22 protein-coding genes are annotated in these 19,162 nt (G+C 68.9%); 14 read left to right on the forward strand and 8 right to left on the reverse strand.

Annotated features, from left to right (window positions below):
* Nucleotides 1-211: 211 nt before the first annotated feature.
* The gene (locus LZ605_RS16020; protein ID WP_107232630.1) at nt 212-691 is read left to right on the forward strand and encodes a DUF421 domain-containing protein; all 480 of its coding nucleotides are present in this window, start codon (nt 212-214) and stop codon (nt 689-691) included.
* Nucleotides 692-735: 44 nt separating this feature from the next.
* On the opposite strand, the gene LZ605_RS16025 is transcribed toward LZ605_RS16020, so the two are convergent.
* From LZ605_RS16025 to LZ605_RS16060, 8 genes are all read right to left on the reverse strand, one after another.
* Complete coding sequence (locus tag LZ605_RS16025) at nt 736-2,256, reverse strand: hypothetical protein (protein ID WP_249842453.1); 1,521 nt, start codon at nt 2,254-2,256, stop codon at nt 736-738.
* Between the two features lie 97 nt (nt 2,257-2,353).
* Nucleotides 2,354-3,250: an oxygen-dependent coproporphyrinogen oxidase gene (gene hemF, locus LZ605_RS16030; RefSeq protein WP_249842454.1), complete on the reverse strand. Its 897-nt coding sequence runs from the start codon at nt 3,248-3,250 to the stop codon at nt 2,354-2,356.
* Nucleotides 3,251-3,304: 54 nt separating this feature from the next.
* Nucleotides 3,305-4,702, reverse strand: a complete 1,398-nt coding sequence (locus LZ605_RS16035; protein WP_249842455.1) for a hypothetical protein — start codon at nt 4,700-4,702, stop codon at nt 3,305-3,307.
* Between the two features lie 21 nt (nt 4,703-4,723).
* A complete protein-coding gene (locus LZ605_RS16040) occupies nt 4,724-4,918 on the reverse strand; it encodes a hypothetical protein (RefSeq protein WP_249842456.1) in 195 nt (64 codons plus the stop codon).
* A gap of 37 nt (nt 4,919-4,955) precedes the next feature.
* Entirely contained in the window at nt 4,956-5,951 is a 996-nt protein-coding gene (locus tag LZ605_RS16045; protein WP_249842457.1) for a hypothetical protein, read from the reverse strand.
* Nucleotides 5,952-5,983: 32 nt separating this feature from the next.
* The gene (locus LZ605_RS16050) at nt 5,984-6,481 is read right to left on the reverse strand and encodes a hypothetical protein (RefSeq protein WP_249842458.1); all 498 of its coding nucleotides are present in this window, start codon (nt 6,479-6,481) and stop codon (nt 5,984-5,986) included.
* Between the two features lie 93 nt (nt 6,482-6,574).
* Nucleotides 6,575-6,994, reverse strand: a complete 420-nt coding sequence (locus tag LZ605_RS16055; RefSeq protein ID WP_249842459.1) for an NUDIX hydrolase — start codon at nt 6,992-6,994, stop codon at nt 6,575-6,577.
* Nucleotides 6,995-7,004: 10 nt separating this feature from the next.
* Nucleotides 7,005-9,374 carry a S9 family peptidase gene (locus LZ605_RS16060; RefSeq protein WP_249842460.1) on the reverse strand — a complete coding sequence of 790 codons (2,370 nt, stop codon included), beginning with the start codon at nt 9,372-9,374 and terminating at the stop codon, nt 7,005-7,007.
* A 150-nt stretch (nt 9,375-9,524) separates the two neighbouring features.
* On the opposite strand from LZ605_RS16060, the gene LZ605_RS16065 reads away from it, so the two are divergent.
* From LZ605_RS16065 to LZ605_RS16125, 13 genes are all read left to right on the forward strand, one after another.
* On the forward strand, nt 9,525-9,968 hold the full coding sequence (locus tag LZ605_RS16065) for a hypothetical protein (protein WP_249842461.1): 444 nt from the start codon (nt 9,525-9,527) through the stop codon (nt 9,966-9,968).
* 79 nt (nt 9,969-10,047) lie between these two features.
* Nucleotides 10,048-10,377 carry a hypothetical protein gene (locus tag LZ605_RS16070; RefSeq protein WP_249842462.1) on the forward strand — a complete coding sequence of 110 codons (330 nt, stop codon included), beginning with the start codon at nt 10,048-10,050 and terminating at the stop codon, nt 10,375-10,377.
* Nucleotides 10,378-10,413: 36 nt separating this feature from the next.
* On the forward strand, nt 10,414-11,058 hold the full coding sequence (locus LZ605_RS16075) for an RNA polymerase sigma factor (protein ID WP_249842463.1): 645 nt from the start codon (nt 10,414-10,416) through the stop codon (nt 11,056-11,058).
* The gene (locus LZ605_RS16080) at nt 11,055-11,270 is read left to right on the forward strand and encodes a hypothetical protein (RefSeq protein WP_249842464.1); all 216 of its coding nucleotides are present in this window, start codon (nt 11,055-11,057) and stop codon (nt 11,268-11,270) included. The genes LZ605_RS16075 and LZ605_RS16080 overlap by 4 nt, the downstream gene beginning before the upstream one ends.
* Nucleotides 11,271-11,470: 200 nt before the next feature.
* Nucleotides 11,471-12,868: a cytochrome ubiquinol oxidase subunit I gene (locus LZ605_RS16085; RefSeq protein ID WP_249842465.1), complete on the forward strand. Its 1,398-nt coding sequence runs from the start codon at nt 11,471-11,473 to the stop codon at nt 12,866-12,868.
* Nucleotides 12,868-13,881 (forward strand): cytochrome d ubiquinol oxidase subunit II, encoded by a 1,014-nt coding sequence (gene cydB, locus LZ605_RS16090; RefSeq protein WP_249842466.1) that lies wholly within the window; start codon nt 12,868-12,870, stop codon nt 13,879-13,881. The genes LZ605_RS16085 and cydB overlap by 1 nt, the downstream gene beginning before the upstream one ends.
* 216 nt (nt 13,882-14,097) lie before the next feature.
* Complete coding sequence (locus LZ605_RS16095) at nt 14,098-14,841, forward strand: beta-ketoacyl synthase chain length factor (protein WP_249842467.1); 744 nt, start codon at nt 14,098-14,100, stop codon at nt 14,839-14,841.
* The gene (locus LZ605_RS16100) at nt 14,834-15,631 is read left to right on the forward strand and encodes a lysophospholipid acyltransferase family protein (RefSeq protein ID WP_249842468.1); all 798 of its coding nucleotides are present in this window, start codon (nt 14,834-14,836) and stop codon (nt 15,629-15,631) included. Before LZ605_RS16095 ends, LZ605_RS16100 begins: the two co-directional genes overlap by 8 nt.
* A complete protein-coding gene (locus LZ605_RS16105; protein ID WP_005411610.1) occupies nt 15,618-15,875 on the forward strand; it encodes a phosphopantetheine-binding protein in 258 nt (85 codons plus the stop codon). The genes LZ605_RS16100 and LZ605_RS16105 overlap by 14 nt, the downstream gene beginning before the upstream one ends.
* Nucleotides 15,876-15,892: 17 nt before the next feature.
* Nucleotides 15,893-16,150, forward strand: coding sequence for an acyl carrier protein (locus LZ605_RS16110; RefSeq protein WP_057497823.1), 258 nt, complete (start codon nt 15,893-15,895; stop codon nt 16,148-16,150).
* Nucleotides 16,151-16,172: 22 nt separating this feature from the next.
* Nucleotides 16,173-16,724, forward strand: a complete 552-nt coding sequence (locus LZ605_RS16115; protein WP_249842469.1) for a hypothetical protein — start codon at nt 16,173-16,175, stop codon at nt 16,722-16,724.
* Nucleotides 16,717-18,402, forward strand: a complete 1,686-nt coding sequence (locus tag LZ605_RS16120; RefSeq protein ID WP_249842470.1) for an AMP-binding protein — start codon at nt 16,717-16,719, stop codon at nt 18,400-18,402. Before LZ605_RS16115 ends, LZ605_RS16120 begins: the two co-directional genes overlap by 8 nt.
* The gene (locus LZ605_RS16125; RefSeq protein WP_249842471.1) at nt 18,392-19,162 is read left to right on the forward strand and encodes a glycosyltransferase family 2 protein; all 771 of its coding nucleotides are present in this window, start codon (nt 18,392-18,394) and stop codon (nt 19,160-19,162) included. Before LZ605_RS16120 ends, LZ605_RS16125 begins: the two co-directional genes overlap by 11 nt.

Raw genomic sequence — 19,162 nt, forward strand, 5'->3', positions numbered from 1 at the left:
TGTGGATCTCTCCCATCCCCTGGAGCAGATCTCGGAACGGGGACTCCTCCCCAAGTGCCCGTTCCCCGGCCCCGTTGACCTCCCCCTGGTCAGCGGGGCTTTTTATTTGTGCCGCCGGAACCGCAGATGGAGTCAGATCCCTTTGCCCGGTGGGCAAAGGGATCTGACCCCAGGTGCTAGGCTGGGCCACTGTCCAGCAGGGGAACCCGCAATGCCCGATCTGTTCGCACTGGCGATGCCGTGGTGGGAATTCATCCTGCGCGCGGTGGTGGTGTATGTCGTGGTGCTGGGCATGGTCCGGCTCAGCGGCAAGCGCCCGCTGGGGCAGATCACCCCGTTCGACGTGCTGCTGGTGGTGCTGCTGGGCAATGCGGTGCAGAACGCGCTGCTGGGCACCGACACCTCGCTGGGCGGCGGCCTGCTGCTGGCGGCGACGCTGATCCTGCTCAACTACGGGGTGGGCTGGGTGAGCACCCGCAGCCGCCGTATCGAGCGCCTGGTCGAGGGCGAACCGGTGGTGATCGCGCGCGATGGGCGCCTGTTCGACGCCGTTCTGCGCCGTGAGCAGGTCACCCGTGCGGATTTCGAGGCCGCCATGCGCCAGCAGGGCTGCCTGGGCGTGGAGGATGTGGAGCTGGCCCTGCTGGAGATCAACGGGCACATCACCATCATCCCCCGGAAGAACACCTGACCTTGTAGAGCCGAGCGCGGGCTCGGCGCTACAGGTGCCTGGCCTCAGGGCGTGGCTGCGGCCTTCAGCGCCGGCCAGTTGCGCGTGGCGTCCACGTCGCAGGCCACATGGGTGCCCTTGCCGTCTTTGGCGCACAGTGCCGCCATGGCCTGCGGAATCTTCGGGTCCGCTGTCTTCGCGTACACCTCTGCCATGGCCAGGCAGCCTTCGCGGACGCCGGCGCTGCACAGCGTCTCGAAATAGGGCAGCGACGCGGCCCACTTTTCTGCCTTGTACCGTGCTTCGCCGGCAACCTTGCAGCCCAGCAGCTTGCCGTCGCTGCAGCAGGCCTCGGCACCGTTCCTGCGGCCGACGGTCGGGCAGTCCAGCGGCATGGGGATCTCCACGAATGCCAGCGGCGGCGTGCAGCTGCCATCAGCGGCGGCCGGCTTGCGCACGAAGTAGGCATAGCGGTGGTCGCGGTCGATTCCGGCAAGGTTGCCGTTGGCCAACGGCTGCAGTACGAAATCGCTGCCGACGTCACGGCGGATGTGGATCTGCCCGTCCTGCAGGCGCGCGCGCAGGCGGGTATCCAGCCCGGGCACCTCGACCAGCCCAGTGTCGACAAAGCGCAACTCCGACAGCAGGCCGCTTGTGGCCTCATAGCGGCCGCACGGCAATGCGCTGGCAGGCACCGCCGCCAGCGATGCCGCGCCCAGCCCGGACAGCGGCGCCAGCGCCTTGGCCGGAGTGCAGGCATACGCTTCGGCGCGCTGCGCACAGGAGCGCTGCAATGCGTCCAGCGACGGCTGCAGGCGTCCGCCGGTCCACAGGGCATCGGCCACCTTGTCGCAGAACGTCTCGCCCTGCTGCTGCCGGCACAGGGCGGTCAGCTCATCCAGCTGCGCGGCCGTCAGCGGCGCCCTGCGCGACTTGTCCAGGCCCATGATCGAGCGCCCGATCAACTCGCCGGCCATGACCTTGACCATGGCCATGCAGCTGTCCGCCTCGTAGGCCGGTGATTCTTCGCGGCACATGTCGGGCATTACCGGTTCGGTGCCGGTCAGCTGCGGGCGCTCGCGGTCGGCCTCCATCTGGTAGTGGTCATACAGGGTGTTGCAGGCGACCTCGATGCCCTCGCTGCACCATGCGTGCAGCTGCGCCGGCTCGGCGCGGGGCAGGGCTTCCAGACAATCGCTGGTGTTGGCCTTGCAGCTGCCTTCCACCATGTCCGGCACCGGTTTGCAGGCTGCGGCGCGTTCCAGGTGGAAATCGTGGTAACCGCCGGTGATGGTGCGGTCGTCGTCGCTGAACTCGCGGTTCTCCAGCGCGCCAGTGGAGAGGTTTCCCATCGCCAGAATGTTGTCCTGGCGCGCCAACCGAAGCTGCTCGGTGGCCTGGTAGGGGCCGGCAATGAAGCCGTGTGCTTCGCTCACGATGGTCAGCGTGGCATGGCCATCGTCCTGCGTGTAGGTGCCGCAGGCCATCGACTGCGCGGCGGCCGGCAGGCTGGCCGAGGCCAGTGCGAGCAACAGCAGGGCGCGCCAGCCCGCAGCGCGGGGGCGAAGAGATACCGCAGGGAACATCGGTTCGTCCTTGAAGGAAGTGGAACGGGGGGCCGTACGGCGCACAGCGCAGCGCAGGCGGGGAAGGGCACCACGCGTCAGGCGTGGCGCCGGAAGCTCAGAGCCAGTCGCGCGGCACCAGGTAATCGGCCAGGCGTGCCTCGGCGCTGCCGGGCTCCGGCGCGAAGCCGTACTCCCAGCGCACCCGTGGCGGCAGGCTCATCAGGATGCTCTCGCTGCGGCCGCCACTCTGCAGGCCGAACAGCGTGCCGCGGTCGTAGACCAGGTTGAACTCCACATAGCGACCGCGACGGTACAGCTGGAACTCGCGCTCGCGTTCGCCATGGGGCGTGTCCTTGCGCTGCTGCACGATCGGCAGGTAGGCATCGAGGAAGCCATCACCGACCGCACGCAGATAGTCGAAATCGCGCTCGAAATCGCCGTGCAGGTCATCGAAGAACAGCCCGCCTACACCGCGCGTCTCGTTGCGGTGGCGCAGGAAGAAGTACTCGTCGCACCAACGCTTGTGCGCGGCGTAGCGTTCGTCGCCGAACGGCGCGCACAGGTCGCGTGCGACGCGGTGCCAATGCTGCACGTCTTCATCGAACGGGTAGAACGGGGTCAGGTCGAAGCCGCCGCCGAACCAGCTGGCCACCACCTCGCCGTCGCGCTGCGCCTGGAAGAAGCGCACGTTGGCGTGGGTAGTGGGCACGTAGGGGTTGAGCGGGTGGAACACCAGCGACACGCCGGTGGCGCGCCAGGAGGCGCCGGCCAGTTCCGGGCGGTTGGCCGAGGCCGACGGCGGCAGGCGGCTGCCGGCCACGTCGGAGAAGCCGATGCCGGCCTGTTCGAACACCGCGCCGTCGCGCAGCACGCGGGTGCGCCCGCCACCGCCCTCGGCACGCTGCCACAGGTCCTCCTGGAAGCGGGCCTGGCCGTCGGCGGCCTCGATCGCCGCACAGATGCGGTCCTGCAGGTCGGTGAGGTAGGCGCGCACGCGCTCGAAATCGTTCATGGCGCGTACTTTACCGCAGGGCCTGCCGGAAGCTGCGGGCAGGCCGTGATGGGTTCAGCGCTTGTGGTTGGAGGTGCGTGGCGCCGGGGCCTCATCCAGGGCAGCCTCCTGCATCGCCTTCTGCAGGGCGCGGCCCAGCTCCAGTGCGCTCCAGTTGCCGGTCTCCAGCACGTCGCAGGCCACATGGCGCCCGCTGCCGTCGGCTTCGCACAGCTGCTCCAGTGTGGCATGCGCATCCACCTGGGCACTGTGTTCGTGGGCGCTCACCAGGTTCTCGCACCCCTCGCGCACGCCGGCGCGGCATACCGTCACGTAGTGGTCGGCCGCCTGCTGCCACTTCCCGGACATCGCCAATCGATTGCCAAGCACATTGCAGCCCTGCAGCCTGCCCTGCGCGCAGCAGAGCTCGGCACCGCCGTCGGCCCGTGCCTGCGGGCAGTCCTGCGGCAGTGGCAGCACCGTGTACTGCTTCGGCGCGCTGCAACTGGCCGGGCCCTCGCCGGTGCTGCTGAACACCTGGTAGCGGGTCCATGTATCCATGCCCAGGAGCTGCCCGCCCGGCAGCAGGCGCAGCACGAAGTCGCCGCCCTTGTCATGACGGATGCGGATGTCGCCGTCTTCAACACGGGCGCGCAGCTGGTTGTTCCAGCCGACGCCGACCAGGCCGGCATCGCCGAATTCCAGCGTGTCCATCAGGCCGCCATCGGCATGGAAGCTGCCGCAGGGCAGCGCGACCGCCGGTTGTGGTTGCAGCGAAGGGCCCAGTGCCTGCAGCGCCGGCAGATGCACACAGGCGGCGCCTTCACCGCCTGTTGCGCAGGACAGCGCCAGTGCCTGCACCGCCTGCAGGTGGTCGCCCGATTCCCAGGCCAGCTCGGCCACACGTGCGCAGAAGCGCTCATGCGGAACCTGCTGGCACAACTGCAGTAGCTGCTGACGCTGCCCGGACGGAATCACGATCGGCGCGGATGGGGCTGCCAGCGACATGATCGCTTCGTCCAGCATCGCGCTCATTGCGGCCTTGATCGGCTGCTCCTGCAACGCCGGATCTGCTTCCAGCGCTGCTGCACAGTCAGGCGTCTGGTCCTGGAAGCCCCCCTCGCGGCACGGGGCCGGCAGCTCGATGCCGGCCAGGGCGGCATCGAGGAGCGCCTTATGCGCCGCAGCGTCCGGAACGGCCGAAGGTGTGGCGTCTTCGCGCCAACGCTCGGCCAGCTGCAGGCACATGCCGGGTACGCCTTCGCGGCAGGCCGCTTCCAGCGCGATCGGCGTCGCGTCGCGGCGATTGTCCAGGCAGGCTGCCGCATCGGCCAGGCAGCTGCCCGCTGCCGGCGTAGCCGCAGCGGCGCACGTTGCCGGCGCCTGCAGGGTGTAGCGTGTGCCATCCACCTTGACGCTGCGGCCACGATCACGCACCTGCAGTTCGCTGGGCAGGCCGTACTCGAGGTTCACCAGCTGCAGCTTTGCCTCGATCTACTGGAAAACGACGGGCGATGGCGCGCTGCCGTAGTGCTTCTGCTCGCCCCGGTTGGGCGAAATGACGCGCAGCGTGGTGCTGCCTTCATCGGCCTTGAACAGGCCGCACTGGGGTGATTGGGCAGCGGCCAGAGGCGTGGCCAGCAGCAACGCCCAGGCCAGCCAGCGGTGGCGCGATCGCAGTAAGCGCATGTCGTCTCCTTGACGATCGAACAGGAAGCTCCAGGCGCTACGGCAGATCACGAGCCTCGCGCGGGGGCGTGCATTGTGACGTGCCAGGCACGCGCCGGTAGCGCTGGTAGCCGGTCTGCGCATCCATGCCGAGCAGGTCGCCGTTGCCGAGCGGGCGCAACACAAGGGTTTCACCGTTCTGCTGCAGATGAACGGCACCTTCGTGCAGACGCGCCTGCGTGCCATCACCGAAGTCGAGCGTGTCGATCACGCCACCTTCAGCCCGGTAGCGACCGCAGGGCAGCCGCCGGGCCGGCACCAGGCGCAGGTCGGCGCCGAGTTCAAGCAGGGGCGCAGTGCGCTCGCAGGCACTGACGCGGCCTGCATCGCAGACGACCTGCAGGGCCTGCACGGCCAGCGCCGGTTCCCGTGCGATCAACTGCTGTTCGGCCACCCCGGTGCAGAAGCGACCACCGCGCCGTTGCAGGCAGAGCCGCTGCAGCGTGGCGCGCTGCGCGGCCGGCAATGGCGCGTCCTGCTGCCCGGCCTCGGTGGTCGGCGTAGCGAGAAAGTGGCGCAGCAGCGCCGAGCAGCCGGCGCCGACGCCTTCCTCGCACGCGCGCTGGGCCTGTTCCGGAGGCGCCTCAGCGAGCCGCGCAATGCACAGCGCAGGGCGGGCCAGGCAGCCGTCGGCGCGGGGCGCAGGGGCGCGTTGGCAGGCCTGGGTTCGATGCAGCGTGTAGTCGGCCACACCGTCGTCGATATGCGTCCCGTCAGCAGCCACGCCGAGGGCGGTGGATACGCCGTCGTCGAGAAACACCAGAAGCAGATCGCCGGCGCTGCGGTCGATGCGCAGCGGCGCGCGTTCCTGGCCGTGCAGCGCCTGATAACCGGTGGTGGATGATTCGAACACCAGGGCCATGCTGCCATCGGTGCTGCGGTACTCGCCGCAGCGCAGTGCATCGGCGGCAGCAGTGGCAGTGGCAGGCAGCGCGGCCAACAACAGCAGCGCGGCCAACAACAGCAGCGCGGGGAGCAGGGTCAGTAGGCGCATGCGACGGTCCTTGTCGTGCGGAAGTGGGGCGTCTAGTGGAACCGCGCGCGGATGTCCGGGCGCAGCAGGCGCCAGGCCACGCCGCCCTGCAGCAGTGCCAGCGCCAACGACGCGGCGTACATCGTGGCGGTGAACAGCCTGCGCTGGATCTGCAGGGAGCGCAGCGCCTCGGGCGAATCGCCGAGCAGGTGGAGCAGCGGTGCGGCCACGCCGTCCAACCAACCGGTCACGATGAAGTTGGCCAGGGCGGTGAGCAGCAGCAGGGCGATGAAGCTCCACAGGCCCCACTGCTTCAGGCGCAGCAGGCCCCAGCTGGCGGCGGTCGAGAGGGCACAGGCCAGGGCGGTCAGCAGCAAAGCCGCTACCGGGTGGCCGAGCAGCCACAACACGGTGCGATCCATGCCGATGTGCCAGGCGTCCAGCGCCAGTGATTGCCAGATTTCGCTGTGGACCAGCGGCCAGGCCAGCAGCGTGACCAGCAGCAGGGCGACGGTGCAGGCGGCCGACACCCAGAGGCAGGACAGGGCCACCGGGCGTACCCAGTCATTGACAGGGGCTGCCGCGCGGAGGGAGACGGGTGGGGGGACTGGCATCCGGCGTCCTTGCAGTCGATGCCCGCGCGGTCAGCGGGCCGTCACCCGGGTGGCGACCGCCGGCAGGATATGGTGTTCGCTCAAGGGTGCCAAGGGCAGGCCATGCGGCGGCTGCAGCGGCACCCAGGCCAGTTCGGCGATCTCGGCGCGCGCCTGCGGCGTGCCATCCAGCTGCACCCACCACGCCTGCGCCTGGACGCGGTGGCCGGGCTCATTCACTGCCCAGTCTTCGAACACACCGAGCGCGATGGCAGCATCGGTGCGCAACGTTATGCCCAGCTCCTCGTCCAGCTCGCGGGCCAGCGCCTGCAGCGGCGCTTCGCCGGGTTCAGGCTTTCCGCCGGGCTGGATGAAGCGGGTGGCGCCGTGCTTGCGCACCACCAGCGCCCGGCCGCGGTCATCCAGGATGACCGCGGCCACGATGTGAATCGTGGCCGCGGCGCGGCTCATGCCAGCCTGCTCACTTCAGGTTCTGCTCGAACAGCTTGAGGATGCGCTTGTACTGGTCCAGCCACGAATCGGCACGCACGTAGCCATGGCGTTCCAGCGGGTACGGTGCGATGGACCAGTTGTCCTTGTGCAGCTCGATCAGGCGCTGGGTCAGGTTCACCGAATCCTGGAAGAACACGTTGTCATCCATCATGCCGTGGGCGATCAGCAGGTTGTCCTGCAGGTTCTGCGCGTACTCGATCGGCGAGGACACGCGGTACGCCTCCGGGTCGATGTCCGGGGTGTTGAGGATGTTGCTGGTGTAGCCGTGGTTGTAGTTGTGCCAGTCCACCACCGGGCGCAGCGCGGCGCCGGCCTTGAAGGTGCCCGGTGCACGGAACAGCGCCATGAAGGTCATGAAGCCGCCGTAGGAACCGCCGTAGATGCCGGCGTGGTCGCGGTCACCCTGCTGGGTGTCGACCAGCCAGTCCAGGCCGTCCTTGTAGTCTTCCAGTTCCGGGTGGCCCATGTTGCGGTAGATCGCCGTGCGCCAGTCGCGGCCGTAGCCCTCGCTGCCGCGGTAATCCATGTCCAGCACGATGTAGCCCTTCTGCACCAGCAGGTTGTGGAACATCTGCTCGCGGAAGTAGGCCGGGTAGCGCTGGTGCACGTTCTGCAGGTAGCCGGCGCCGTGCACGAACATCACGATCGGGTACTTCTTGCCGGGCTCCTTGGTTTCCGGCTCGTAGTACTTGGCCCAGACCACGCCCGCACCGTGCTTGGACGGCACCGCCACCAGCTTCGGCTGGATCCACTGGCGCGCCTTGTAGTCGGCGGTGCGGGTGTCGGTCAGCACGCGGGTCTGGCCACCGGCGCTGGGCAGCACGGCCAGCTGCGGCGGCAGGTAGGCGCCGGAGTAACGCACCAGCAGCTGCTGTCCATCCGGCGACAGCGAGAAGTCTTCCACGCCGTTGAGGCTGGTCAGCTCGCGCACCTGGCGGCTGCCGGTGTCGACCGCGCAGACTTCGTAGTCATGCGGCGCCTGCTGGTTGCACAGGAAGTAGAACCCCTTGCCATCGGCCGACGGCACCGGCGCCGAGGTTTCCCACTTGCCGCTGGTCAGCGCCTGCGGCTTGGCGCTGCCGGCCTGGGTGTACAGGTGCGAGAAGCCCGATTCCTCGGACAGCAGCCACAGCGTGCGGCCGTCGGCCATCCAGCCGAAATCGTTGAAGCCCCAGTTGATCCAGGCGTTGTCGGTCAGGCGATGGCGGTTCTGCACGCGGCCATCGGCTGCGTTGACGCTGATGATCCAGCGGTCCTTGTTGTCGTTGGCACGCAGCATCACCGCGGCCTGCTGGCCATCGGCGCTCCAGCGGATCCCACCGCCCATGAAGTCGCTCATCACCTGCACGCTGCGCTCGCCCTTCAGCGCATCCTTGCCGGCCTTGCGGCGCAGCTCGGCCAGCGGGTCGGTGCCGATGCCTGGCAGGCTGGCCAGCGAGACCTTCTCGGCCTTGCCGGTGCGCACGTCCACGTACCACAGGGTGTGCGGTTCGAAGCCGTTGCGGCCGACGCGGGTGCGGGTGTCCTCGGTTTCCTCGTAGCCCGATTCGGTCACGTACAGCGGCATCTTGCTGGTGCGGCCGTCGTCGAAGTCCTTCGGCTTGGTCACCACGATCAGGTGGGTCAGGTCCGGCGACAGCACGCTGTCACCGATCTCCACGTCGGCGCCCAGGTACACCGGGCCCGGCGCGCGGGTCGGGTCAGCCTGGCGCCAGCGCTGGTCCTGGTCCTTCAGCGCTTCGCGCTGGTCACGGTCGCGGCGCAGGGTTTCCAGGGTGCGCAGCTGCTGATCGCGCAGCACATCGGCCTTCGGCGCCGTGCGCGGGTCCTTCTCGGCCTTCAGGCTGGCCACCTGCTGCACGCCGCTGGCGGCGGTCCAGTGGAACCAGTTCTGGCCGACACGCCAGATCACGCCGTTGTCGGCGGCGAAGTTCACGTTGCCCGCGCGCTCGTTGCTGCGGGTCAGCTGGGTCAGTGCGCCGCTGCGCAGGTCGCGCACGAACACATCGCCATTGCGCACGAAGGCGCTGCGGCTGCGGCTGCGGTCGTAGACCGGCTCGGCCACGTCAAGGGTGCCGCGCTGGTCATCGGCCACCTGCGCGGCCACGCCACCGGCCAGCGGCTGGCGGAAGGTGTCGCGCACCGGGCTGCCGTTGCGCTTGAGCTGGTACTCCACCTGCTGGCTATTCCACGACCACCAGGCCTTTTCGACCGGCGGACCGATCCAGTCCGGGTCGGCCATGGCCTGTTCGATGGTGATCGGCGTCGGCGCAGCATGCGCGGCCGGTGCGGCCAGCATGGCCGACAGCAGGAGGGACAGGGGCAGCACTCGGGACATGGGCAGACGGCACCAGATGAGGAAACCGGGCAAGGGTAGCAGCCGCCCGTGCCGGGGGAGGGGGCCACAGGTCATGCAGACCGCTTGGGCAAAGGCGCCGCAGGGCCTCGCGTGGCGCATGATGGGTGACTGATCCGGACGGAACCGACCATGTACAGCTACGACTACCGCATTTCCCTGGGGGTGCAGCACCCTGAGGTCTCCAGCGCCGACATCTCCGCCCGGCTGGGGCTGGAACGGGGGTTTTTCCGCGATATAGGCACCGACCTGCTTGACGGTGATGGGCACTTGATCCGGGTACATGGCTTCACCCGGGTGAGCTTTGAACTGGCTGCTGGCAAGGACGGCTGGCTGATGGACGCCTGGCCGCTGGTGGTCGAGATGCTGCAGGCACGGGTGGAGGTGATCCATGCATTGAACCAAGAAGGTGCCGACGTCCGCCTGCGCATCGCCGTCTTCGGCAAGCAGGCCTGGGCCGGGTATGAACTGGACGACACGCTGGTGCGGCTGATGGCTGATCTCCGCCTGGGCTTCCATGTGGAAACCTATTTCCCCGATCCTCCGGCCGACCCCGGGACCGACGACGACGCCTGAAATCTGCACTGCAACCGGTGGTCGGCTTCGCGCATCCAATCTCCTGAACCCGCATCATTCACCGGACAGGAGCACGACCATGCAGGAACTCATCCCCATCACCTTCTTCATCTGCATCGCCTACGCGATCCATGCCATCGCCGATGCACGTGCGCGCAGCAAGCTGGTCGCCCCGCATGTGCCGGAGGAAGTGATCCGCTCGCTGGCCGTGCTGGAGGAAGAGCGCCGCCGCCAGGGCGCGCTGCGCTGGGGCATCAGCCTGGTGAGCCTGGCCGTGGCGATGGGCCTGCTGGAGGCGATCGGCGCACGCGAGCTGACCTTCGGCGCCGCTGCGGCGATGGTCGGCAGTGCCGGCCTCGGCCAGCTGCTGGCCTGGCACTTCACACGCCCCGCCGCACGCAAGGGCTGAGGCTGGCATGCCACGGGCACAGGGGGCGCCCTGCGCATGAGCCTGCTGGGCGGAGCACTGGCGGCATTGCGGGGGCGTCACCGCGACGTCCCCGTCGAACCGGCACCGGCCGCGGACGACGAGCGCGCGCTGGTCAGCGCGATCATCGATGGCTCGCAAGCGGCCTTCGCGCAGCTGGTGCAGGCCCACCAACGCACCTGCGCGCATGTGATCGGGCGCATGGTCGGTGACCGCGACCAGGTGGCCGACCTGCTGCAGGAGACCTTCCTGGCGGTGTTCCGCCAGCTGCACCGGTTCCGCTTTGAATCCTCGTTGCGCACCTGGGTCTCGCGGGTGGCCTACACCACGGCGCTGCAGTACCTGCGGCGGCGACGGCTGGAAGCGCAATGGATGGTGGCCGTGGAGGTGCCCGAGGAACTGGGCGCCGGTGATGAAGGCCCTGGGCCGGCGGAGCTGAGCGAGGCGTTGCAGGCCGGGCGCCAGCTGGGCGCGGCACTGGAACGGCTGAGCCCGCCACAGCGCCTGATCGTCGGGCTTCATTATCTGGAAGATTTCGATCTGGCCGAGATCGAACAGGTGACCGGGCTGGCACGCGGTACCATCAAGAGCCACCTGTTCCGCGCGCGCCAGGTCCTGAAACAGGAACTGACGCGGCACGCCACCGCCGGAGAACTGCTGTGAACCCACCGACCGACCCCCGCGAGGCGGAAGCGCGCGCGCTGGCACAGGCGTTGCGTGAGCAGGCGCAGCAGGAAGAAACGCCGGATGTGAGTGAGGCGCTGCAGCAGCGCATTACCGCCGAGTCGCGCGACAGTGGTGTGGGCTATGTGGTGGTGCAGGTGCTGCTGGTGGCCGCGCTGCTGGCGGCGGGCGCCTGGTATTTCTGGCACTGAGGCTGCCGCCGGGCGTGGCCCGGCGCTACCGTCGGGTGCGCAGGAATCATGCTCCGGGTGGCTAGCGCCGGGCCACGCCCAGCGGTCGTCACGCCCACCTGCGACAAAGTGAAGCAGCGCGTCACCCGGTCGCATCCCACCTTAACGAAATCCTCCTAAAGTGGTCCGGTATCCCACCGGTCGCAGGCAGGAGGCGTCCCTTGGACGCGTTGTTGTTGTCCCGGATCCAGTTCGGATTCGTCATCAGTTTCCACGTGCTGTTCCCCGCCTTCACCATCGGCACCGCCAGCTGGCTGGCCTTCATCGAATGGCGCTGGCTGCGCACCAGGCTGCCGGTGTGGCGCGAGCTGTATTTCTTCTGGCAGAAGATCTTCGCGGTGTCGTTCGGCATGGGCGTGGTCAGCGGCATTGTCATGGCCTTCCAGTTCGGCACCAACTGGCCGCGGCTGAGTGAGGTGGCCGGCACCGTGATCGGTCCGCTGCTGACCTATGAAGTGCTGACCGCGTTCTTCCTGGAGGCCAGCTTCCTGGGCGTGATGATGTTCGGCTGGGGCCGGGTCTCGCCGCGCCTGCATTTCCTGTCCACCTGCATGGTGGCGCTGGGCACGCTGTTCTCCACGTTCTGGATCCTCTCGTCCAACAGCTGGCTGCATACGCCGGCCGGCTACGAAATGATCAACGGCATCGTGCATCCGGTGGACTGGTGGCAGGTGGTGTTCAACCCCTCGTTCCCGTACCGCCTGGCGCACATGGCGCTGGGCTCGTTCATCACTACCTGTTTCGTGATTGGTGGTGTGGGTGCGTGGTACCTGCGCAAGGGCACGCACGTGGAAGCGGGCCGGCGCATGCTGATCGCCGCCGTGGCATTCGCGGCGCTGACCGTGCCGGTGCAGATCTTCGTCGGCGACATGCACGGCCTCAACACGCTCAAGCACCAGCCGATGAAGATCGCGGCGATGGAAGCGCACTGGCATGAAACCCGGGAAGGCGAGGGCGTGCCGCTGGTGGTGTTCGCGCTGCCCAACGAAAAGGAAGAGCGCAACGATTTCGAAGTGGCCATCCCCAAGCTGGGCAGCGTGATCCTCACCCATTCGCTGGACGGTAGCTTCGATCCGCTCACCTCGGTGCCGGCCAGCGAACGACCGCCGGTGACGCCGGTGTTCTTCGCCTTCCGCATCATGGTCGGGCTGGGCACATTGATGTTGCTGCTGGCCTGGGTCTCGGCGTTCCAGTTGTGGCGCAACAAACTGCTGGATTCACCGTGGCTGCTGCGCAGCTGGAACTGGATGCTGCCCAGCGGCTTCATCGCGCTGCTGTCGGGCTGGTTCGTGACCGAGATGGGGCGCCAGCCGTGGGTGGTGTACGGCGTGCTGCGCACCGCCGATGCGGTCGGCCCGCAGAGTGCGTGGATGACCGCGCTGTCGCTGGGTGTCTACGTGGTCGGTTACGCGTTCGTGTTCGGCTGGGGCATCTGGTACCTGGTGAAGATCCTGCGCCATGGGCCGCAGCCCTTCGCCGAAGGGCCGTCGCTGGATCATGGCAGCCACACCCCGGCGCGCCCGCTGTCGGCTGCCGACGAGCCGCTGGAGGAGCGCTGATGGACCTGATGACCTGGCTGCCGGTGGCGTGGTTCGCGGTGATCGGCTTCGGCGTGCTGATGTACGTGGTGCTGGACGGCTTCGTGCTCGGTATCGGCATCCTCGCCCCGTTCGCCGAGGACGAGGACCAGCTGGACCTGATGATGAACACCGCCGCGCCGATCTGGGACGGCAACGAGACCTGGCTGGTACTGGGCGGCGCCGGCCTGCTGGCGGCATTCCCGAAGGCCTATGCGGTGCTGCTGTCGGCCCTGTACCTGCCGGTGCTGTTGCTGGTGGTGGCGTTGGTGTTCCGCGGCGTGGCCTTCGAGTTCCGCTTCAAGGCGCATCGTTCGCGGCGGCTGTGGAGCGTGGCCTTCGCGCTCGGCTCGTTGCTGGCCACGTTCGCGCAGGGCGTGATCCTGGGCACGCTGGTGCAGGGTATCCCGCTGGTGGACGGTGCCTATCACGGCGGCCCGTTCGCCTGGTTCAGCCCGTTCGCGATGCTGACCGGTGCCGCGCTGGTGGCCGGTTACGCATTGCTGGGCAGCACCTGGCTGATCCTGAAGACCGAAGGGCGCGTGCAGGCGCTGGCGCGGCAGCTGACCCGGCCGCTGGTGGCGGCGGTGATCGCGGCGATGGGCCTGGTCAGCAGCTGGCTGCCGTTCCTCGACTCGCGGTTGATGGCGCGTTGGTTCAGCGACGGCAACTTCTGGTGGCTGTCGCCGGTACCGCTGCTGACCCTGGCAGTGGCGGCCGCGCTGTGGCGCAGCGCCACCCATCCACGCCGTGACCTGCCGCCGTTCCTGCTCAGCCTGGCGCTGTTCGTGCTCGGCTTCCTCGGCCTGGTGCTGGGCATGTGGCCGTACCTGCTGCCGCCGTCGATGACGCTGTGGCAGGCGGCCGCGCCGGCCTCCTCGCTGGGCTTCACCCTGGTCGGGCTGGTCGTTCTGCTGCCGGTCATCCTCGGCTATACGGCATGGTCCTACCGGGTATTCCGCGGCAAGGTGCACGCCGATACCGGTTACCACTGATCGATCCAAACGCGGGCCCGAGGGTGGCGGGCCCGCGTTGGGGAATGTGAAACCTGCACACCCCGTGCCGGACGTGCTAGCGTGCGCTCCTTTCCGGCGGCCAGGGGGGCAGCCGGCGACGTCCTGGACGGACGCACGGCCGCAGGAATGGGGGGCCGCCGCGCGTCGCCGTAATGGCTCGTGCCTATCGTTCTCCCATTGAAGCACCACCGCTAAATGATCGAATTCTCCATCGTCGACTGGGCCGCCTGGGCGCCCGGCCTGAGCGAGCGCAGCCAGTGGCTGCGCTGGGCCGAGGCACCGTACCTGCCGCAGGGCGAGGACACCCCGGCGCTGGCCGAGGTGCCGGCGATGCAGCGCCGCCGTATCGAGCGGCTGGGCCGGATGGCGATCCAGGCCGCGTGCTGGTGCGAGGACGGGCAGGGCGCTGACAGCCAGGTGCCGCTGGTGTTCGCCAGCCGCCATGGCGACGTCGCCCGATCCATGGACCTGCTGTCCGCATTGATCGGCGAACAACCGTTGTCGCCGACCGGGTTCGGCCTGTCGGTGCACAACGCGATCGCCGCGCTGTACTCGATCGCCCGTGGCCACCGCGGCAACTACCTGGCGCTGGCCGCCGGGCAGTCCACTGTGGAGGCCGCCTGTCTGGAGGCCGCCGGCCTGCTGGCCGATGGCGCCCGCGAAGTGCGGGTGGTGGTCTATGAATCGCCGTTGCCGCGTATTTACGCGACGTTCGCCGATGAACCCGACCCGTTCTTCGCCTGGTGCTGGCGACTGACCGCGCCCGCCGTGGGCCATCCGACCCTGTCGCTGCAGTGGCAGCCGGCCCAAGGCCAGGCCAGCACCGCGCCGGGCACGCTGCCGCACGCGTTGGACCTGCACCGCTTCCTGCTGTCCGCAGCGCCGGCGCTGGAGCACGTGACCCAGGGCCAGCGCTGGCGCTGGGGGCGTCGTGGCTGAGCTGCGGCGTCGCCTGGACCATGCCTGGCGGGTGTTCGGCACCGGCCTGAGCTTTGCCGCGTTCGGCGTGGGCGGCCTGCTGCTGGGCCTGCTGGTGATGCCGCTGCTGATGCTGATGCGTGACCCGATGGCCCGCCGCCGCCGGGCCCGCCGGGTGGTGCAGGCGGCCTTCGCCAGCCATGTCCGGCTGATGTGCCGGCTGGGGGTGATGACCCTGCAGATCGAGGGCCGCGAGCGCCTGCAGCGCGACGGCCTGCTGGTTCTGGCCAATCATCCGACCCTGATCGACGTGGTCTGCCTGATCGCGCTGCTGCCCAACGCCGACTGCGTGGTCAAGCGGGCCGTGGCCTGCAACCCGTTCATGCGCGGCCCGGTACGGGCGGCCGGCTACATCTCCAACGACGACGGCGCCGGGCTGGTGGACGACTGCGTTGCGGCAGTGCAGGCCGGCGGCACCCTGGTCATCTTCCCCGAAGGCACCCGCAGTGTGCCCGGTCAGCCGCCCCGGCTGCAGCGGGGCGCGGCCAACATCGCCGTGCGCGGCCGGCTGGACATCACCCCGGTGCGGATCACCTGTACCCCCCCGACCCTGACCAAGGGACAGAAGTGGTATCGTGTACCCTCACGTCGCTTTCACGTTCGGCTGCAGATCGGCGAAGATATCCCGATCGCGCCTTTCCTGGCCGAAGACGACTCGCCAAGGGGGGATGCCTTGGCGGCACGCCGCGTTACCGAGCACCTTTCTCGTTATTTCGACCTGTCTGGAGAGCCGCCCCGTGCAAGCACTTGAGCACGAGATCAAGGAATTGATCATTTCCTCCCTTTCGCTGGAGGACATCACGCCGGAGGACATCGATCCGACCGCGCCGTTGTTCGTTGAAGGCCTCGGTCTGGATTCGATCGATGCGCTGGAGCTGGGCCTGGCGCTGCAGAAGAAGTACGGTGTCAGCCTCTCGGCCGATTCGGAAGAAACCCGTCGCCATTTCTCCAGCGTGCGCGCGCTCGGCGAGTTCGTCGCCGCCCGCCAGTCGTAACGGCGCCAGGAACTGCCATGACCAAGAATGAACTGTTTGAACGCATCGTCAGCATCCTGACCGACAGCTTCGAGATCGAGCCTGCGCGGATCACCCCCGAGGCGCGCCTGTACGACGACCTGGACATCGACAGCATCGATGCGGTGGACCTGATCGTGCAGCTCAAGCCGCTGCTCGGCCGCAACCTGCAGCCGGAAGCGTTCAAGGCCGTGCGCACCGTGCAGGACATCGTCGATGTCGTGCATGGGCTGTTGCCGGACCAGGCAGCCGCCTGACCGCAGCGCCGGCGGCTTCGCCATGGCACGCGCACGCACCGTCGTGGTGGCCGCGATTTCGCTGGCCTACCCGCTGCTGGTGTACCTGGCGATGGGCCGTTTCGAGCCGCGCTGGCTGTCGCTGCTGCTGTTTGCCCTGGCGGTGCTGCGGGCGTTGAGCACGCGCCAGCCGCTGTGGTGGGCCGCCGCCGCCGGTACCGGCCTGCTGGCCGTGCTGGCCACCGTACTCAACCAGGCCCTGCCGCTGAAGCTGTACCCGGCGCTGGTCAACGCGGTGATGCTGGCGGTGTTCGGCACCAGCCTGCGTTTCGGCCCGCCGCTGGTGGAGCGCCTGGCGCGGCTGCAGGAGCCGGACCTGCCACCGTTTGCGGTGGCCTATACCCGCCGCGTCACCCAGGTCTGGTGCGGCTTCTTCGTTCTCAACGGCAGCCTGGCCCTGCTGACCGCGCTGTACGCGTCGGACCGGGTCTGGATGCTCTACAACGGATTGTTGGCGTACGTGATGATGGGCGTGTTGTTTGCAGGTGAGTGGCTGGTGCGGCGGCGGGTCAAGGCGGCGCACGCGCATGGCTGAGTGGATCGCCCTGGACCGGCTGCTGGTGGACCCGCAGCCGCAGCGCCGCATCGGCCTCTGCGAGGGCGAGGTGATCGATCACCCCCGCTTCCGGCAGCGGGTGCTGGCCTGGCGCGCGGCCTTTGCCGCCGCCGATGGTCGCGACTGGGCGCTGTACTTCGATGACGCGGTGGCCTTCGCGGCAGCGCTGTTCGGTGCCTGGCATGCCGGCAAGCGGGTGTTCCTGGCCGCCGACAACCTGCCGGCCACGCTGCAGGCGCTGCAACCGCAGGTGAGTGGTTTCGCTGGCGATGTGTCCGCCGATTACCGGCCGCTGGTGGCCTCGGCCATCGGCGGGGACGCTGCGCTGCAGGCGCTGGACGAGCGCGCCTGCGAGCTGTGTGTGTTCACCTCCGGCAGCACCGGCCAGCCCAGTGCGATCAGCAAGCGCATGGACCAGCTGACGCGCGAAGTGGACGCGCTGCAGGCCGCCTTCGGCGCGCAGCTGGAGGGCGCGCAGGTGCATGGCACGGTGTCCCACCAGCACATCTACGGCCTGCTGTTCCGCGTGCTGTGGCCGCTGGCCGCCGGCCGTCTGATTCATCCGCGCCGGTTCTTCCACGAAGACCTGGTGGGCGCGCTGGCCGGTACCGATACGGTGCTGGTGGCAACTCCGGCCCACCTCAAGCGCCTGCCCGAACAGCTCGACTGGGCCAGCCTGCATGGCCGCCTGCGCGCGGTGTTCTCCTCCGGCGGCCCGCTGCCGGAGGAGGCGGCGCGGCAGGTGCGGCAGTGGTTGGGCGTGGCCCCCACCGAGGTGTACGGCAGCAGCGAGACCGGCGGCATCGCCTGGCGCCGCTGGGACACCGACCTGCCGCCGTGGCAGCCGCTGCCGGGCGTGCAGTGGCGGATCGACGACGGCTGCCTGGCGGTGGCCTCCGCGCACCTGGAGAACGCCGACTGGTGGCGCACCCAGGATCGGGTGGAAGCGCTGGCCGATGGCCGTTTCCGCCTGCTGGGCCGCGCCGACCGCATCGTCAAGATTGAAGAGCGCCGCGTCTCGCTGGATGCGTTGGAGCGCGCGCTGCGCGAAGACGCCGAGGTGGATGACGTGCGCGTGCTGGTGCTGCCGGGCCAGCGCGAGCAGCTGGCGGCGGTGGTGGTGCCGGCCGACCGCGCGCTGCTGGACGGTGGCGATGCGGCGCGCCGCGCGCTCGGCCAGCGCCTGGGCGCGCGCCTGGCCTCTGCCCACGACGCGGTTACCCGGCCGCGCCGCTGGCGTCTGGTGCAGGCGTTGCCGATCAACGCGCAGGGCAAGGTGACCCAGGCCGCCCTGGCAACGCTGTTCCAGCCATTGATGCCCGAACCGGTGTGGGACCAGCGCAGCGCGGACAGCGCCACCCTGCGCATGACCCTGGACCCGGCGCTGCGGCCCTTCCAGGGCCACTTCCCGCAGGCGGCGATCCTGCCCGGCGTGGCCCAGCTGGACTGGGCGGTGCGCTTCGGCCGCCAGGCGTTCGCGATGCCGGCGGGCTTCCTGCGCATGGACGCGGTGAAGTTCCAGCACGTAGCACGCCCGGGGGATGAGCTGACCCTGCAGCTGGACTGGGATGCCGCGCGCGGAGTGCTCACGTTCCGCTATACCTCCCGCCACGGCGTGCATGCCAGCGGCAAGGTGGTGTTCGCCGATGTGGACTGACCCGGCCGTTGCCGGTGCCGCGTTCGCGCCACTGGTGGTGATTCCCGTCTACGACCACGAGCACGCCATCGCGGCGGTGGTCGATGGCGTGCAGGCCGCCGGCTTGCCCTGCCTGCTGGTCGATGACGGCTCGCACGCGTCCTGCGCGGCGGTGCTGCGTGCACTGGCACAGCGCCAGGGCGTCGACCTGCTGCGCCTGGACGTCAACCAGGGCAAGGGTGGGGCGATGCTGGCCGGCTTTGCTGAAGCCGGCGCGCGTGGCTACAGCCACGTGCTGCAGATCGATGCCGACGGCCAGCACGATACCGCCGATCTGGCACGCTTCATCGAGGCTGCGCGTGCGCGGCCCGAGGCGGTGATCTGCGGCATTCCGGCCTACGACGCCAGCGTGCCGAAGGCGCGCCTGTACGGTCGTTACGCCACCCACATCTGGGTCTGGATCAACACGCTGTCGCTGCACTTGCGCGACACGATGTGCGGCTTCCGCGTGTATCCGCTGCCACCGGTGATGCGCCTGATCGGCGAAGAGACCATCGGCCGGCGCATGGATTTCGACACCGAGATCATGGTGCGCCTCTACTGGCGGCAGCTGCCGGTCGAACACCTGGCCACGCGCGTGACCTATCCGTCCGATGGGGTGTCGCACTTCGATGTGTGGCGCGACAACCTGCGCATCAGCCGCATGCACACCCGCCTGTTCTTCGGCATGCTCTGGCGCGCGCCGCGCCTGCTGTGGCGCCGCCTGCGCGGGCAGGGTTGA

The organism is Stenotrophomonas maltophilia (assembly GCF_023518235.1).
Lineage (GTDB): Bacteria > Pseudomonadota > Gammaproteobacteria > Xanthomonadales > Xanthomonadaceae > Stenotrophomonas.